At 38.6% G+C, this 16,341-nt stretch carries 16 protein-coding genes; 8 read left to right on the top strand and 8 right to left on the bottom strand.

Annotation, left to right across the window (positions count from 1 at the left end):
• Positions 1–9 precede the first annotated feature (9 nt).
• Both LVD15_RS17940 and LVD15_RS17935 read right to left on the bottom strand, forming a co-directional pair.
• The gene (locus tag LVD15_RS17940) at positions 10–1,632 is read right to left on the bottom strand and encodes a hypothetical protein (protein ID WP_233776595.1); all 1,623 of its coding nucleotides are present in this window, start codon (positions 1,630–1,632) and stop codon (positions 10–12) included.
• 247 nt (positions 1,633–1,879) lie between these two features.
• The gene (locus LVD15_RS17935; protein ID WP_233776594.1) at positions 1,880–2,644 is read right to left on the bottom strand and encodes an SDR family NAD(P)-dependent oxidoreductase; all 765 of its coding nucleotides are present in this window, start codon (positions 2,642–2,644) and stop codon (positions 1,880–1,882) included.
• A gap of 279 nt (positions 2,645–2,923) precedes the next feature.
• Between LVD15_RS17935 and LVD15_RS17930 the strand changes: the two genes are divergently transcribed.
• Complete coding sequence (locus tag LVD15_RS17930; protein ID WP_233776593.1) at positions 2,924–3,934, top strand: helix-turn-helix transcriptional regulator; 1,011 nt, start codon at positions 2,924–2,926, stop codon at positions 3,932–3,934.
• On the opposite strand, the gene LVD15_RS17925 is transcribed toward LVD15_RS17930, so the two are convergent.
• Positions 3,925–4,401, bottom strand: coding sequence for a GNAT family N-acetyltransferase (locus LVD15_RS17925; protein ID WP_233776592.1), 477 nt, complete (start codon positions 4,399–4,401; stop codon positions 3,925–3,927). The two genes, LVD15_RS17930 and LVD15_RS17925, sit on opposite strands and share 10 nt — an antisense overlap.
• A gap of 129 nt (positions 4,402–4,530) precedes the next feature.
• Between LVD15_RS17925 and LVD15_RS17920 the strand changes: the two genes are divergently transcribed.
• The gene (locus LVD15_RS17920) at positions 4,531–5,220 is read left to right on the top strand and encodes a 2'-5' RNA ligase family protein (protein WP_233776591.1); all 690 of its coding nucleotides are present in this window, start codon (positions 4,531–4,533) and stop codon (positions 5,218–5,220) included.
• Here the strand turns inward: LVD15_RS17920 and LVD15_RS17915 are convergent.
• The 4 genes from LVD15_RS17915 to LVD15_RS17900 form a co-directional block, all read right to left on the bottom strand.
• Positions 5,210–6,490 (bottom strand): M20 metallopeptidase family protein, encoded by a 1,281-nt coding sequence (locus tag LVD15_RS17915; protein ID WP_233776590.1) that lies wholly within the window; start codon positions 6,488–6,490, stop codon positions 5,210–5,212. The genes LVD15_RS17920 and LVD15_RS17915 overlap by 11 nt on opposite strands.
• 137 nt (positions 6,491–6,627) lie before the next feature.
• On the bottom strand, positions 6,628–7,215 hold the full coding sequence (locus LVD15_RS17910; protein ID WP_233776589.1) for a Crp/Fnr family transcriptional regulator: 588 nt from the start codon (positions 7,213–7,215) through the stop codon (positions 6,628–6,630).
• Between the two features lie 126 nt (positions 7,216–7,341).
• A complete protein-coding gene (locus LVD15_RS17905) occupies positions 7,342–8,427 on the bottom strand; it encodes a putative glycoside hydrolase (RefSeq protein ID WP_233776588.1) in 1,086 nt (361 codons plus the stop codon).
• A gap of 16 nt (positions 8,428–8,443) precedes the next feature.
• Complete coding sequence (locus tag LVD15_RS17900) at positions 8,444–9,472, bottom strand: carbohydrate-binding family 9-like protein (protein ID WP_233776587.1); 1,029 nt, start codon at positions 9,470–9,472, stop codon at positions 8,444–8,446.
• A gap of 169 nt (positions 9,473–9,641) precedes the next feature.
• Between LVD15_RS17900 and LVD15_RS17895 the strand changes: the two genes are divergently transcribed.
• The 6 genes from LVD15_RS17895 to LVD15_RS17870 all read left to right on the top strand — a co-directional run bounded on the left by LVD15_RS17895 (position 9,642) and on the right by LVD15_RS17870 (position 15,858).
• Positions 9,642–10,004: a VOC family protein gene (locus tag LVD15_RS17895; RefSeq protein WP_233776586.1), complete on the top strand. Its 363-nt coding sequence runs from the start codon at positions 9,642–9,644 to the stop codon at positions 10,002–10,004.
• Between the two features lie 188 nt (positions 10,005–10,192).
• Entirely contained in the window at positions 10,193–10,879 is a 687-nt protein-coding gene (locus LVD15_RS17890; protein WP_233776585.1) for a hypothetical protein, read from the top strand.
• A 49-nt stretch (positions 10,880–10,928) separates the two neighbouring features.
• Positions 10,929–13,073 carry a DUF4836 family protein gene (locus LVD15_RS17885; protein ID WP_233776584.1) on the top strand — a complete coding sequence of 715 codons (2,145 nt, stop codon included), beginning with the start codon at positions 10,929–10,931 and terminating at the stop codon, positions 13,071–13,073.
• A gap of 1 nt (position 13,074) precedes the next feature.
• Positions 13,075–14,397, top strand: a complete 1,323-nt coding sequence (locus LVD15_RS17880) for a hypothetical protein (RefSeq protein ID WP_233776583.1) — start codon at positions 13,075–13,077, stop codon at positions 14,395–14,397.
• 110 nt (positions 14,398–14,507) lie between these two features.
• Positions 14,508–15,479 carry an alpha/beta hydrolase gene (locus LVD15_RS17875; protein ID WP_233776582.1) on the top strand — a complete coding sequence of 324 codons (972 nt, stop codon included), beginning with the start codon at positions 14,508–14,510 and terminating at the stop codon, positions 15,477–15,479.
• Complete coding sequence (locus tag LVD15_RS17870) at positions 15,466–15,858, top strand: ribosomal maturation YjgA family protein (protein ID WP_233776581.1); 393 nt, start codon at positions 15,466–15,468, stop codon at positions 15,856–15,858. The genes LVD15_RS17875 and LVD15_RS17870 overlap by 14 nt, the downstream gene beginning before the upstream one ends.
• Before the next feature lie 59 nt (positions 15,859–15,917).
• Here the strand turns inward: LVD15_RS17870 and LVD15_RS17865 are convergent, their stop codons facing one another.
• A complete protein-coding gene (locus LVD15_RS17865) occupies positions 15,918–16,322 on the bottom strand; it encodes an ester cyclase (protein WP_233776580.1) in 405 nt (134 codons plus the stop codon).
• Positions 16,323–16,341 lie beyond the last annotated feature (19 nt).

Below are 16,341 nucleotides of genomic sequence, written 5' to 3'. Positions count from 1 at the left end.
ATTTATTGATTAGGGAGTAGGCTCTTCTTTAAAATGTGCTTTCAGCTGTAGTAGCCAGCTAAAGTCACCTTCCTCAAGCGGTCCGAATATGGCTACTTTGTTATTGGTTTTAGGATCTACGGTATATCCGGTGGCAATAGAGGCTGAGTAATGACACCCGATACAGCTCTCCGTACCGAAAATCATGCTGTGCGTATTAATAATATCTGTATTAGCAGGGAAGCCCTGGATCTGAAAAAAGGCAGGCTCATTGGCATTATAAACGTTGAATCCTGACAGGGTATCTTCATATGTAATTTTTCCGCCCTGAATGTAACTTTGTCTGATTTTAAAAGTATCACTGGTAATAGTTCCTCCCTGAAAATAGGTCTCCATAATCATATTGGTAAGATAGACCGGCGTAGGCATGCCTCCTGACTTATTAGACACCGACTCAGGCAAGGTGAAAACAGAGGTATCAGCAGGATATGGCCTTGATTCAGGCTCAGTGGGCCATTGTGTGCCTATCAAATCATAATATTGCAGTTTTGATCCTGCCTCAGCCAATATATCATGCACCTGACTGTTGAGCTGCTGAGTAGCTTCTGAGATAGGCAACATCCTTTGAATTTGATTTTTGATCACTTTTTGGTTCTGATCAGGGAAAGTATTAACCGGACAGGTGGCGCAGTCAGGATCATAAAAAGAAGGCTTTAGTGGTTTGCCATTGGCTTCTTCCAGGGCATTGGTTTCCAAATTATCTACATGCTCAAAAGTGGTCCAAATCCATTGAGGCGAAGTTTCTGTCTTAGTAGAAATATGCATACCTACCATACCCACTTCTGCCAGCTTAAAATCTTCTGAACCTGGCTCTATAACATAAGCTTGAGTAGTAAAATAACGGCTAGGATCATCCACTTCCGGCTCCATTATTTTCCAAGCTATTTTTATCTCAAAAACGCCTTCCTTGTCTATACTTCCTTTAGGGAAATCAACGCCTTCCGGGTGCGATTTGGAAAAGGCTATCTGTCCATCCAGGTTATAAAGCTCATTGGCCACTATGTAATTGAATTCCTTTTTATTCATCCGCACCTCATACCTCACGATATTGCCACTCTGGTCCCAGATAGGAGCCGTAAAAGCTTGGTCTATCTCATCTACCGAATCAGCATAATGAAACTCAGCTACTTTGCTGGTTCTAAAAAGCACTTTCTCACTTGCCTCGAGCTTTACATTGAGTCCTTCGGGCAGTTCCATTTTACCCCATTCCCAGGGTTTAGAGCCATCAGAGCGGAATACCTCAAAGCTCTCCTTCCAGCTATACCATACCGGGTCACCTTGATCTGTGATTTTTGGTTGAGGCTGACCGGTATCATCGGTAGGCCAGTTAAGGCTAATAAAAAACTGCCAACTGAGAATTTCAAAAAGCCTTTGTACTTCAGCAAACTTATTATCAGCGGTAAGCTTAGCCTGTAGCTCGGAGTCTACATCATAAGGCGTTTCTGCTGTGATCGGCTCGGGAAAGTCCAGGTAACTCTTTTTGGACGAAGAGCCCTTGCCATCAATAGAGGCATGACTTGAGCATTGGTAAAAAACAAGAGCAATGAACGATAACGAAGCAAATACTAGCAGGAGTTGGTTTAGCTTTTTCATGGTTTTGATTTTGTTTAGATAATCAATGATACAGGTTCCGGTTCAGGCTGCAGATGAAAAAGTAGGTCAGTAAAACTTCACCTCATTTTCGAAAAAAAATCATTGATCCAAAATCAAAAGAATCACATAAAACCACCTATGTGATATTATTAAAATATCACAATATAAACATGGGTAATTATAATTAAATGCATAAAAAAAGCCCGGGTAACCGGGCCTTTCAAAATCAATCAGTAGTTTTTCAACCTTACGCTTTCATCCCTCCGTCTACTGAGATTGTGGTACCATTTACATAGCTGCTTTCTTCTGAAAATAAGAAGGCGGCCATGTTACTTATATCTTCCGCTTTTGCATATCTTTTTAGTGGAACTGTACTTTCCATCTGCGCTTTTACTTCAGCACCATGTCCCGGATTCATTCCATCTTCTAAAGAGCGCATCATGCGATTATCTACTACACCAGGGTGTACGGTGTTTACTCTTACATTTCTTGCTCCCAGCTCTAAAGCCGCAGTACGCATAATACCTATCACAGCATGCTTACTGGTGATATAACCTACCATACCCGGGCTACCTTGCAATCCTGCTACTGATGAGGTAATTACTATGCTACCGCCATCTTCAATTTTAGGAATCACATATTTCATTCCCAGATAAACCCCTTTTACGTTAACGGCTAAAACTTTATCAAAAACATCTTCAGGGTACTCTTGCATGGGCTTTACTACTCCTTCTATACCCGCGTTATTAAAGAAGAAATCTATTTTTCTATATCTTTCTATACAGGTATTTACATAGTTTTCTACCTGGTCACTCTTGGTAACATCTGCTACGCAATATGAAATATCCAGCCCTGCATCTTTAGCTTCTTTCTCTTTTTCCTGAAGTGCATTTTCATCGATATCTACAATAAGCACTTTGGCTCCTTTTCCTGCAAGATTCTTTGCGGTCTCAAATCCTATACTGCCTGAACCTCCAGTGATCAAAGCCACTTTATTTTCAAAATTTGCCATATCTATAATAGTTTTAAACTTAATTTAAACCGTGTTCTTTCACTATTGCTAACGATCTCAGCCTTACACTGTTTCGCTATATATGTGTCTTTTCAACACATAAAATACAATCACACGCAAATCATTGACATACAGATAATTACAATAAAAAGAGTAAAGTTAAATTTTGTTAACCAATTCATAACAATAGCATCATAGTACTGAGATGCACGCTTTAACTTTTAAATATTTTACTTTTGCGTTCTCAACTAATGTGACCAAATCACTAATCATAAGTGTATGCCCGTTAACAGAAATGCGCTCATTCGTTATAATACTATAGATAAATGCCTTAGAAATAAGTACAGACAGTGGACTTTGGAAGACCTGATAGAAGCTTGCTCTGAAGCTTTGTATGAATATGAAGGTATAGATAAAGGCGTAAGCAAAAGAACTGTGCAAATGGACATTCAAATGATGCGTAGTGACAAGCTGGGGTACAATGCACCAATAGTGGTTAAAGACCGTAAGTACTATCTATATGAAGACCCGGAATACTCTATTAAGAACAACCCGCTCACTGAAAATGATCTGAATAAGCTTAATGAGGTCATAGACATTCTTAGACAGTTCAAGGGCTTCTCGCACTTTCAGGAAATGAGTGGCATGATTCAGCGGCTGGAAGACAAAGTATATACTGCAAGAACTCAGGAGCACTCTATCATTCACCTGGAAACCAATCACCATTTAGTAGGCATAGAGCATCTGGATGATTTGTATCAGGCTATACAAAAGAAGCAGGTTTTAACCATAAAATATCAATCTTTCAAAGCGAAAAGACCTCATAATATCACTTTGCACCCCTACCTTTTAAAGGAATATCGCAACCGCTGGTTTGTACTAGGACGAAAGAGTGTAAAAGAGCCCCTGCTCACCTTGGCACTGGATCGTATTCAGGAAATAAGTCTTAATAAACAACTCACATTTATTGAAGATCCTGATTTCAATGCAGATGAACATTTTAAGCACGTAATTGGAGTTACAGTGGAGCGCCATCAGCGTCCGCAAAAGGTACATTTAGCAATAGATCAAAAAAATGCTCCTTATGTAATTACTAAACCGCTGCATCAGTCGCAGCAGGCGGTTTCTCAATCTACTGAAGGTATTGAGATCACTATAGAAGTACAGCTGAACTATGAATTGGAACGTGTGATTCTTGGGTTCGGTAATTCTGTTAAAGTTCTGAGTCCAGAGAGATTAAAGAAGCGAATTAAGAAAATTCATGAAGAAGCGGCTCAGAGTTATGATTGATCAGCGGAACATTGCTGTACTTCGCTCACTAGCATTTTCTCGAAACAACGGCTCAAATCTCCTCCCTCTCCATAATTAGGAATGGCCGTGTAGCCATACTTCTTATAAAACTTAATAGCTTCTGGCTGTCCCGTGCCCGTTTCCAATACTGTTCTACTATAGCCCAGCTCTTTAGCCCAGGCTTCCAGCTCTGTAAGTAACTTAAAAGCGGCTCCACTGCCTCTATGATCAGGGTGCACATATACCCGCTTAATCTCTACAGAATGATCATCAAAAGATCTAATAGCACCACAACCAATAGCGATATCACCAGCATAAATCACTACCACCCAGCTGAGTTTTTTGGCATTGATTTTTAGAAACAGCGAGGGTTCTACATTATACCTATCAGCCAAATCATCATTAAGTAAATGTGTTAAATGAATATAATCTTCATGCTCACTATCCGTTCTCAGCAGCTTCACCATCACTTCTTGTTATTTTATCCGTGGCAAATCTAGCTGATGTTGCCAATAAATTGATAATAAAAAAGGCCTTACTGTTTCACTTTTTCTAATTTTGAAACCATTAAAGAAAATCTATAAACATCAATTTTGATGACTGAGAACAGCCTGGAGCAGCACTACCAAAACCTGTATCACTCTTCTATCAATCAAATAAAAGCTAAGGGCTGCTCGGTAGATCCATTGCTAAATGATACGCAAGATGACCGATATGGCATTACTTTATTAGCTCGGCCTTCTGAAAAGGTTAAAAATAACATTGATGAGTTTCTCCATTCACTCAAAGCCATTGATTCTGATCAGTATTATTACCCTGCAACAGATCTACACGTTACTATCATGTCGATCATTTCCTGCTACAGTGGTTTTAGTCTGGAGCAAATTAATGTGCCTGATTATAATGGCCTTATAAAAACCGCTCTTAACGGCATCCCTCCTTTCAATATTCAATTTAAAGGCATTTCCGCTTCTCCTTCTTCTATCATCATCTGCGGATACCCTGAAGGTAATGCCATGCAAATGATGCGCGATCAACTCAGAAAGCATTTTAAGAATTCTGGCCTTGAAGAATCCATTGACAAAAGGTACACCTTAAAAACAGCTCATGCTACAGTGGTGCGCTTTCAGAAACCGTTGCTTCATCAAAAGCAGTATCTGAATATGCTCGATACATTTACAACTCATGATTTTGGTTCTTTTACCGTAAATGAGCCTGAACTGGTTTTTAATGATTGGTATCAGAAAGCTGATAAGGTGCAGCAACTCGCTACTTTCAATCTTTAATGCTCACCGATTCTTCAGTTTTATTCACTTGCTCCACCAGCATAGAGGCGAAATACTTCACTCCACTTTTTATGCACGATTCATCTACTGAAAAATTAGGGCTATGAGGCATAGCGATAATGCCTTTTTCAAAATTAGATCCTCCCATTAAGAAATAGGTTCCTGGTACTTGCTGTTGAAAGTAAGAAAAATCATCTCCACGGCCATCAGGTATTATACCATACAGTTGGATGGCACTGGCTGGCCCATAAATATTGGCCACGGTATTGATTGTTTGCAACGTGAGGTGCTCATCATTATCTATGTTTCCTCGCTCTGTGGAATAACCAATCATTTTAGAATAATAATAGACATCTTTTAATAAATGACCATATTTTGACTCCTTTAATGTGGCTTTCAATTGATCGGGAATGGCATTTATCCGCTCCTCATTACTAGCACTAATAAAGCCTATAATTTTAAGCTCTCCATCATTTTCTTCTACCTTAAACTGCTTTTGAGCAGTAACAAAGTCTTTAAAAATAGTATTAGGATTGCCGATTCCAATATTAGGGTCCATCAAGTTCCTGTTGTCCCAAAACTTACTGTCTGGCTCCACGTTTTGCAGCTCTGCAACTTTCTTTTTTACAAAACCTGCTATTTCATCATTCTCCTCAGTGGCTTTGAAGGTCATGTTGATTTGTTTGTAATCGGCAAAGAGGTAGCCAGGTTTAGAAGCTATCAGTCCGGCCGGCATGGGGGAAATATGGGCAGCATATATCTCTTCAGGAGAGATCACATTAAAAAGGCCATCATCTATCATCATCTTAGCTCCTTTGTAATTCTCTTCAGAAGGCTGAAAGATAAAGTATATGGTTCCTTTTATTTGATCTTTTTGCTTTGTCAATACATTCGCGATGCCCAGCCCTATGGTAGTATGCACATCATGACCGCAATTATGGCCCATTTCTTCCTTTTTAGCTGCAGCCTCTCCTGCCCCATGATTATGAACAGGAATAGCATCAATATCAGCCCGCCAGGCTATTTTTTTTCCAGGTTGAGCTCCTTGTAAAATTCCGATAACACTGTAACCTCCTATGCCCCTTTTCACCTCTAGGCCCAGCTCAGTCAGGTACTGATAAATAAACTCTGAGGTCCTTTTTTCTTCGCCACTCAACTCCGGGTGCAGGTGTATATCTCTTCTTATTTCTACTAAACTTTTGTAGAGCGAGTCAGTGGCAAGCTGAATAGCAGTATGTACGCTTTGCAGTTCGTTGTTTTGCGCTCGCACGGAGGTGTTACAAATTAAGAGATATGAGATAAAACAAATGCTCTTAATGATAGACGAGTAATGGGGTGTTTTTAGATTTTTCATATTACAAAGGTGGGGCTATCTGATGGCTTATACCTGTCACATATGTGACAAAGCTATTTTTGTGATATTCTTTTTCTTATTCGGCTAAGCGACTGCCTTTCTATACCTAGAAATGACGCCAGATGCGTTAAGCTCACTCTGTTCATGAGCTCCTCGTTTTCTTCAAGAAAAGCTAAATATCGTTCTTCTGCGGTATTAAAGAGAAAACTCTCTACCCTATCACTCAAAATGGTCAAGACCTTTTCAGCAATTAGTCTGCCCTGCATTTCACTACTTTTGAACCTGCTGTAGCTCTCCTGAATAATATTATAAGGAAGATCTATAATGATGCAAGGCTCCAGGCACTGCATATAGTATTTGGTTGATTGTTGCCTAATAAAAGCGGGATAATCAGTTAAATATTCATTCTCTTTTATGAACCCAGTGGTGATCTCATTTCCCTTATCATTGATATAATACCTTCTTAGCAAACCACTACTCACATAGCCCATATGCGATTGTACCTCACCGCTTTGAAGATAAAAGTCACCTTTAGATTTCTCCACTAAGGCAAGATGTTGCCTGAGGAAATTTATTATTTCATCACTTAACTGACCGAACTGCTTCAAATATGCATCGAAGTACTTTTGGCCTCCTTCCATATATAGCTTAAAACTTTTCTCTATGTTTCAATATTAAAAGCTCAAACCTATCCCTCTGTTGCAAGAGATAGCCCGAGCCGCAAACACTGAAATTAATGAATTATAAGCTTCAAGCCAAGCTAATACTTAACGATCTGTCTTTGAAGATTTTATCACCTTTAAATGTTCATCTGTTAGAGCATTAACATCAAAGAAAGCAATTCCCTTGGCTCCATTTTCTTTGGCCAGTTGTATTGCCTCAGCTATCTTAGCAGGTTCTATTGAAGGAACATATACACCTGTATTTAGCTTTGTGCCGGTGTTTTCCAGGTCATTCACTCCTTGCTGCGTAGCCCAGCCCACCCAGTCGAGCTCTTCATTATAGAAATTATGGTAGATCATTGGCAATACTTCATCTATATTCCATTTATCCCAGCGTTGGCGCACCATTCTGCCAGCCATTTCCGGGTAAGGGAAAACTGCTGCTGTCAGGTCTTTATTGTGTTTATGGACTATTTCATAAGCATCATCTACCACCGCTTTTATCTGATTAAGCCTAAACTGTCGCCATTCGATATCAAGTTCAGGGTGCTCCATCTCTAAAGGATTTTTATGGTGCATTTTTTCAAAAGTGGCAATACACACATCGCAGTAGCAGAAGTCAAACTCTGGCAATTCTGTATTTTGCTCCAGGTTATATTTTGGAAGAAGGCCTATAGGCAGAAAAATATCACAAAAGCGAATGTAATCCAGGTGCACGCTGCTCAGCCCCTCTACTGTTGCCAGCCCCTCTACCAGGCTAAGCACATGATTTCTGGAGGCTTCTCGAGTAGGACAAAGCCATTGGTAATAATCTACATAAGGTCGCGTATCAAAACATGATTTACCGTCTCTGCTTACGGTATACCAATCAGGATGCTGCTGAGCCACTTTATCTCCCGGTCTGTTCATGGCCATGATCCAGGCATGCACTTCCAGCTTTTCTTTTCGCGCAAGATCAGTAACATGCTGCAGGTCTTTGGTATTGCCATCTGTATTAATAAGCACAGCATCTATACCGCTGTCTTTCAGTTTTTTAAACAGCTTCAAGTACTCCTTATCCTTTTTATCATGACCATAATGCATCCAGGTCCAGTATTTAAAATCCGGATCAGATTGCTGTGCCCTACTTTCAACACCACTGACAAGCACCACCATTAAAACCACTACCTTTAAAAGAATCGAAATACGCATATTTTTAAATTTTAGATTATTTACGAATCAAAAAGCCATCTTCTCGAATCACTATAGTTTTTCCGCTGAAAGGATCATCTACCATCAGGTTCCAACCTGCACTGTGCTCTTCCAGGTTTATAGGTATATTCTTACCATCTACTTCAATATGTTTCTGAAACACCATTACGTCATCACGCTCTATAATTGCACGATAAACCTGATAAAGCTTCCACACCACTTGTTCAGAAGCAGGCATTTCATATTCGGCCTTCTTTTTCTTAGTGAAATAAACATACCCCCAAAGCTCAGGCCTATGCATGTCTATAGCATATTGCGGAGACCATACCCAGTTGTATTCAGGAAGGTAATTTCCTTTTTCATCCTTTTTTCTGGCATATTCACCATCTTCCAACGCATAATCCCAGTTAACGCGTGAGAAGTTAATTCTCCAAATCTCTTCTTCTGGTGCCTTTAAGTTTTTAGCCGCTTCACCTAAAGCTGACCAGGGCATAGCTATTTCTACAGACCAGCCTTGGTCTTTATCACCCGGGTTATTGAGTGTTCCCTTAATGTCAACGGCGGTTTTCAGGCCTTTAATATCCCAGTTATCTATCACCTTGCTATCATTTCTGTAAGGCTTAGCCAGCCATAGGTCCCACACCGTGTTTAGAGCATTCATTTCGAACTCCATATAGTTATGGGTATCACCATCAGGATCTATAAATATTTCAAAATCATTATTATAAAAAATCACCTCATCACGTTTAGTAATATCAGCCCATATATGAGGTTCTTCCAGTTCAGCGTAAAAATAGAGGTACTCATCATCCCAAAGCATCTTTACTTTTGTATCATAAGCAGGCTTTTTTTCGCCTTCAATATCAATAAAACTACTGCTCCAGGGTGCCTTATCCCAGGCAGCTTCCGGCTTGCCATCAATAACGAGGCTTTTAGAAGTATAGTGAGCGTTATAAGTAAGAGGAAGGTTTTGGTGCTGCGCTTGGGCTGTGTTAAAAAATACCAAAACCATTATGGCCAAAATAACATTATATATACGAATCATTGGTTTTAAAGATACTGATCAGAAGAAAACTGGAGGGGCGTAATTATGTGAGTGGTTAAAAATCTTAAAACCTGCATAATGGCATGGCAGGATCTACTCAACTTACCTTATGCACTTGGCTCAAGAATCAATTATTATTTTTCACATTAAAATCATTTAATTAAAAGACATGCTAGGTTTAAGAACAACAATATATAAGGTGCCTGATATCTCTGCCGCCAAAGAGTGGTATTGTAAAGCTTTTAAAGCCGTTCCTTATTTTGATCAGCCTTTTTATGTAGGCTTTAATATAGGCGGTTTTGAACTAGGCCTCATGCCTTATGAAGGTGAAGTAAAAACCGGCAATACCGTAGTGAGCTACTGGGGAGTCATTAATATCAAAGAGCAGTACGAAAGGCTAATAGAATTAGGAGCCACAGGCTATGAAGCACCCGAACAGGTGGGTGATGATATTATTACCGCTACCATAAAAGATCCATGGGATAATGTTATCGGGCTTATCTATAATCCTAACTTCAAACCCGGACCTTAAAGCTTAGGGTTTTAGAACTAAATTATTTTAAAACCCTCACTAAACTCCCTATTTATGGCCATTTTAAGTGGTATGGGCACTCCCTGAAAACCGTGATTTATAGTGTTTTACCCGAAGTAATTACCTCAATTATAGTTTAAAAACACCGATGTATTATAGCTTTGTATTATCAATAATTACTCAGAGATATGAGGCTATTAAAAATCAATCGAATTTCCATGTGGCTGGTGGTTTTCACCTGTTTACTTTCGCTTTCTTCTTGCTTTGATATTATAGAAGAAATCAATGTAAAACAGGATGGCTCCGGCAGCATGACCCTCACCGTCAACCTGAGTAAAAGTAAAACCAAACTGGCCTCTATAATGCTTTTAGACAGCATTAATGGTCATAAAGTACCGCAAAAGCAAGATATAGAAACGGCCCTCAACCAGGCCGTAGAATACTTGCAACAAGCATCAGGCATCAGCAATATTCAAAAAAAGACGGATTTCAATAATTTCATTTTCTCTCTTAGCTGTGATTTTAAACAGGTAAAAGATATTGACATGGTGATCAGGGAAGTTACTAAAGAACTAAAAGTAAAGCCCTTCACCACTTCTTTCTCTTTTGATAACAGCAGCAAAACTTTCCAAAGAGAAAATACTTTTAGCACCTCCGCAAAAAGAGAATATACTGATTTGCAAAGTGATGATCAGCAGATATTTGACGACTCATTTTACACCTGCATCTACCGTTTTGAAAAGGAAGTGAACCATTACAGTAATGCTAATGCCAAACTTTCTAAATCAAAAAAAGCGGTGATGCTCAGAGCCTCTGCTCTGGATGTAATTAATGGCAAAACGTCTCTTTCTAACAAAATAACGCTCAGTAAATAGAGCACTATATTTAAACTTATATTACCATACATAGATTACAATTTTTAAGATGAAAAAACTATTACTCATACTAGCACTTTTTTCCTTTGGTGTTACTCAGGCACAAGATCTTAGTTCTTACGTGCCGGCCAGAGCCACTGTGGTAGGCAGCCTGAATGGAAGCCAAATTTTTAAGCCTGAAATTTTAGAGAGGTTAAACAAAAGCAACCCTGGTCAAAAGCTCTTAGCTGCTCTGTCTGAGAAACTGGGGTACAAAGTGACATCACTTGATTCTGTAGGTATTAACACTTCTGGCACTGCATACTTTTATGCTATCCGCACAGATAGTATCACCATCACTAACTTCATCTTCCCTCTTCAATCTAAAAAGGTATTAGATGAAATGTATAAAGACCAGGAAAATGTAGCCAGCGGAAAATACACTAATGTACAGCTTTCTAACGGCACCTATGCTGCCTGGGATGATGAAAAACTGGTAATGAGCATTGGTTCAGGTGTAACCAGCTATTTCTATGAATATGACTTTGAGCCCGTAAAGAGAGAAATGCAACAGCAGGCCAATGACAAACCTGCCTCTGATGAGAGCAAATATGAGATGACTGAAACCGAAGCCGCAGTTTATGAAGAAGGTAGAACACCTTATCTGTATAACTACTCACTGCAGCTGTACTTAAACAAGTATAACAACACTACACTTGATATTATTGACAGAGCTAAAGAAGGCACTATTGATAGCGAATATATTGACGTTCTAAAAGAGCAAGATGCTATTTCTATTAGGTATAACATTGAAAGCATTGATTCTATCTATGCTCCCGATCCTAGCTCTCTCGATAAATTTTTACACAGAAGAAGCAGTGACCTGGAAAAAGAAATAAGTCAACTGGAAGATAAAGAAATACAGAAACAACTTAGCGAAGTAATAGATAACATCACTTATTATAGCGATAGCTTCAATATTTCTACCCACCAGCAAAGGTATACTGGTTACTATGGGCTTAATACTGAGGAAAAAGATTACTTAGTTAACAAATGGACCAGATTACAGACTAACTATACCATGTATCCTGCCAGTACGCCTATTACTCAAAACAAGCAATACATGGATCAGTTTGATTCTGATGCCGTGATCAATGTATGGAACGGTGATATGGGAAGCTTGCTAAAAGAGGTAAGAAATAATACCATGCCTATGATGGGGCCTTTATCTAATAACCCAGCAAGCTTCTTTAACAATTACGGACAGATAAGCAGTAATTTATACCTAAATAAAGAATCAGCTAAGATTGATTTTAATGTGAGCTTTAAAGATGAATTTTCTAAGTCCTTCGAAAGAATGGCTGACAGCAAAATCAACAAGAAATTCTTCAAATACATCAATGAAGACAAGCTTTTAGGTTACATGTCATATAACTTCAACATGGAAAAGGCGCTAGAAGAGTATCCTGATTTATTAGCCGCTCAGTATGGTGGTTTATTTGGTTCTAACATGAATGAAGCGCAGCTATTAGCCGATGTATTTACACTTGTGGTAGACGAAGAAGCCTTAGGCGACCTGATAAAAGGAGACGCCCTATTCTATGTAACTAGTTTTGAAGAGAAAGAATATACTTATACTGGTTATGAATATGATGAAGATTATAATTACAAAGAGGTAACAAAAACAAAAACAGAAACATTACCTAATTTCATGTTCATGTGCTCTACCGAATCACCTGAATTTACTGATAAGCTGATCAATTACTTATCAATTTCAGAAATGGTAACTACTACTGCTGATGGTTATTACCACATTAATGTTCCTAAAAGTGAAGTACCTATGGATCTTTACTTTATGATTAAAAATGACATTTTCTTCCTGAGCACATCTACTGAAGATATGACTGCCATTAAAAGAGGAAACTACAATGCTTCATTATCTAAAAAGCATAAAAAGCTGATGAGAGCAGGAAATTATTCTATGTACTTTAAGAGCAAAGCATTGCTAGCACAAGTGCCTACAGAAGAAATGCACCTGGCACCTAAAGAGGAGCAACAGTTCCAATATATCTCTGATAATGCCACTGATTTTTACATAAAGTCATCAAAATTCAAAAACAACACCATGCACAGCGAGTTAATAATGGAAGTACCTGATCAACACGTTGATGCTACTACTTATCTGTTAGATTTGATTGATCATTTATCAAGATAAAATGTTAAGATTCTTAAAAAGAGCGGCAATAGTTATGCTATTGCTGCTCCTTGCTTTATACCTCTATTTACAATTAAGACAATCACGGTCTTACAATAACATCCCCGAAGGTGCTCAGATTGTCATGCGCGCTAACATAGATCAGTTATTCAAAAAACTGCTCTTCAACTCCATCACTAACCCCAAATACTACTACCAAAGCTCTTCTGACAGCACCGAAACTGACGAAGAAGAGGCAGAAGATCCTTCATTCGTAATACCTGCCAATGTATTCGTTTATAACCTTAAGACTACACCTAACAGCTTTTACACCTCCCTGCACATTAAAGACAGTGCAGGCATGCAGGCCTTTTTTAAAAAGGAATTATCTATTGACGAATACCAGCCTGAAGAAAATTACACCTATGGCACTACTGATAACAGACAGTTGCAAGTAATCTATAATGAAAACATGGCCTTTGTGGCCTTCTCTTTTGACAGGGAAAATGTAAAAAGCCAATTGCACGATTTACTTTTCAACCTCACTCCTATGGATAGAAACACCCCAACCATAACAGCTTTAAGAGATGCTGAAAGTGATGTAAGCCTGTTTGGAGAAAACTCAGAAGTAACCATTGATTTCAACACAGGAGAAGTAAGTATATCCGGCTTAGCTAACTTGCACAAATACCTGGAGATACCTCAACAAACCCAGGTAAAACAGAACCTGGATAGCATGGGACTACACGCCTGGCTATCTGCCACTCCTACAGCAGAGCTAGACACCCTCTTCACTATCAATCATGTGACGCTTTCCGGTGAAAAGCTAAATTCTTACTACCGAAATGGCATTGACTTACAAATAGCCGGCACTACGGTACAGCAGGATACCATCATCAACTATGAGTACAATGATGATTTTGAAAAGGTAGAACAAAAAGAAATCAACACCTCAAGAGTACCGGGTATTAGTTTGGCAGTGCAGTGTGAAGCAGACTCCATGCAAAAATATCTTCAAAACAAAGGCATTTTTAAAAATGGTCAGGTTAATGAAAGCTTCTTTCCGCTTTATCATCTAAATACCAGCAAGAAGGACTCTTTGCTAATCATCAGCAACCTAGCCACAGATTTAGATGCGGAATACAGTGCATCAGAAAATTTAATAGGCCTTTATGTTGATTTCAATAAATTACAAGCTCAAATACCTATATTGGAAAATAGAGTAAGTTATTTATCCGTTGTAGAATTATACGGAACTAAGGAAAACGACAATGTAAAATTGAACGGAAGCATTAAAATGACTCAATCGGATTTAAATTCACTTATCCAGTTTATCAAAAAATAAAGGTTAAGTAAATTGAAAACAAAGATTGAATAACTCACAGTTTTACCCCTCTTATAATTATATTAACGTGCTATAATCAACATCCTTCACCTAGTAAAACATAGTTAGCTTTGAAACCTAAAACTAAAACCTTAAAACGCTGGGGTATAGGCTTATTAATAGCCTTTCTATGCTTAAATGTTATTACCATATTTCTGGCATATAAGCTTACCCATTTTAGTAGTAATGGGGAGCCTACTGTTACCAGCAGATACCAAAAAGTAAAGAAAAAGCTACAAGGCCTGGTTTATGATGGCCTGGGTACCGCCAGACCAAAGAATACAGAGGTACCTTACAATCCTTATGAAACTATAGTGTTTGAAAGTAATGATTTAGCGCTGGAAGGATGGTACATACCAGCTCGGAGGTCTAAGGGCACAGTAATCATGTTTCATGGTTATATCAGTGATAAGTCTCGGCTGATTGCTAAGTCAAAAAAATTTCATAAAATGGGTTTCAATACTTTTTTGGTTGACTTCATGGGGTCAGGAGGCTCAGAAGGACACCAGACCACGCTCGGATACTATGAAGCTGACCAAGTAAAAGCGGCCTATGACATTATAAAAGCAAGAAAAAACGAAAGCAAAATTATACTTTTTGGAACTTCTATGGGCGCCGCTTCCATAATGAAAGCCATGAAAGACCATCAACTAAATGCTCAATCTATTATTCTTGAAGCTCCTTTCGATTCTATGCTAGAGGCGGTAGAAGCACGCTTCAGCCTGTTTCATATCCCATCATTCCCTTGTGCCCGTATGCTCATGTTTTGGGGTGGAGTAATCAATGGGTTTAATGCCTTTGACCATAACCCTGAAGAATATGCTAAAGACATACAAGTGCCATCTTTAATTATCTATGGCGAGAAAGATGACCGCGTGAGCAAAGAAGAAATTGATAATATATATCATAATCTAAAAGGCCCCAAGAAGCTAAAAAACTACCCTGAGGCAGGTCACAGGTTACTTTTAGAGAACATCAATAACCAATGGGAGCAAGATGTAGCCCAATTTTTAAACCCTAATTCTGAACATGTTGAAATTTAATATTCGGTATTTTGTCCTTACCATTTTACTATTCCTCACTGAGGTTTTTATAGCGCTTTATGTGCATGATAATATTGTAAGGCCCTACATTGGAGATTACCTGGTAGTGATGTTTGTCTATTGTTTTGTGAAAAGTTTCTTTGATTTTCCGGTAGTAAAAACGGCTATAGGGGTACTAATTTTCTCCTATTTTATAGAAACCATGCAATACCTCAAAATGGTTAATCTATTAGGCTTACAAGATAACCGACTGGCCAGAATAGTACTGGGCGTATCTTTTGAATGGATAGATATGCTAGCTTATACCTTAGGCATTATTACCACTATTGGTATAGAGTTTTTACTCAAAAGTAAAAGAAAGCAAATGGTGGCTAAATAATAATTTCCAGCGCTGATGTATGAGAATCATTATTCAGCGCTGGAAATTATTTGCTCCATTTATGAATATTGGAGTTCATATTTAAAGTCATCTACAGACCAGTACTCCAGGCACCTGCCTCTTTGTACCCTTATAAAATCCATTACCTGAAAACAAGCCTCTTCTCCTGGCTGATGCCCAGTAATATTTCCTGTATGAGTACCCTTGATTATTTTTCTGGAAGCCACCATATCATCTTCAGATACAATTTCTTTCATTTCTATCTGAATGCCATTTAAAGATTCATGCAGCCACCGGTTAAACATTATCAGGCTCTCTACAGTACGAGTGCCATGAAATGGTGTTCTATTAATAAAATCAGGATCAATCAACTGATTAAGTACAGCAAAGTCTCCTTGTTCCAGAAACTCTCTATTAAATCGAATTACAAGCTCTTTGTTAGCTTCTTGTCTATTGTAGGTCATTTTTCATGAGGTTTAAGTA

The sequence above is a fragment of the Fulvivirga maritima genome (assembly GCF_021389955.1).
Classification (GTDB): Bacteria; Bacteroidota; Bacteroidia; order Cytophagales; family Cyclobacteriaceae; genus Fulvivirga; species Fulvivirga maritima.
Note: the sequence above shows the minus strand (reverse complement) of the source record. Positions and strands in the feature narration are given on the sequence as shown.

What these genes read in the sequence shown, in the direction of transcription:
- LVD15_RS17940 (WP_233776595.1), bottom strand. Translation starts at nt 1,632, where the DNA reads ATGAAAAAGCTAAACCAACTCCTGCTAGTATTTGCTTCGTTATCGTTC.
- LVD15_RS17935 (WP_233776594.1), bottom strand. Translation starts at nt 2,644, where the DNA reads ATGGCAAATTTTGAAAATAAAGTGGCTTTGATCACTGGAGGTTCAGGC.
- LVD15_RS17930 (WP_233776593.1), top strand. Translation starts at nt 2,924, where the DNA reads ATGCCCGTTAACAGAAATGCGCTCATTCGTTATAATACTATAGATAAA.
- LVD15_RS17925 (WP_233776592.1), bottom strand. Translation starts at nt 4,401, where the DNA reads ATGGTGAAGCTGCTGAGAACGGATAGTGAGCATGAAGATTATATTCAT.
- LVD15_RS17920 (WP_233776591.1), top strand. Translation starts at nt 4,531, where the DNA reads ATGACTGAGAACAGCCTGGAGCAGCACTACCAAAACCTGTATCACTCT.
- LVD15_RS17910 (WP_233776589.1), bottom strand. Translation starts at nt 7,215, where the DNA reads ATGGAAGGAGGCCAAAAGTACTTCGATGCATATTTGAAGCAGTTCGGT.
- LVD15_RS17905 (WP_233776588.1), bottom strand. Translation starts at nt 8,427, where the DNA reads ATGCGTATTTCGATTCTTTTAAAGGTAGTGGTTTTAATGGTGGTGCTT.
- LVD15_RS17900 (WP_233776587.1), bottom strand. Translation starts at nt 9,472, where the DNA reads ATGATTCGTATATATAATGTTATTTTGGCCATAATGGTTTTGGTATTT.
- LVD15_RS17895 (WP_233776586.1), top strand. Translation starts at nt 9,642, where the DNA reads ATGCTAGGTTTAAGAACAACAATATATAAGGTGCCTGATATCTCTGCC.
- LVD15_RS17890 (WP_233776585.1), top strand. Translation starts at nt 10,193, where the DNA reads ATGAGGCTATTAAAAATCAATCGAATTTCCATGTGGCTGGTGGTTTTC.
- LVD15_RS17885 (WP_233776584.1), top strand. Translation starts at nt 10,929, where the DNA reads ATGAAAAAACTATTACTCATACTAGCACTTTTTTCCTTTGGTGTTACT.
- LVD15_RS17880 (WP_233776583.1), top strand. Translation starts at nt 13,075, where the DNA reads ATGTTAAGATTCTTAAAAAGAGCGGCAATAGTTATGCTATTGCTGCTC.
- LVD15_RS17870 (WP_233776581.1), top strand. Translation starts at nt 15,466, where the DNA reads ATGTTGAAATTTAATATTCGGTATTTTGTCCTTACCATTTTACTATTC.
- LVD15_RS17865 (WP_233776580.1), bottom strand. Translation starts at nt 16,322, where the DNA reads ATGACCTACAATAGACAAGAAGCTAACAAAGAGCTTGTAATTCGATTT.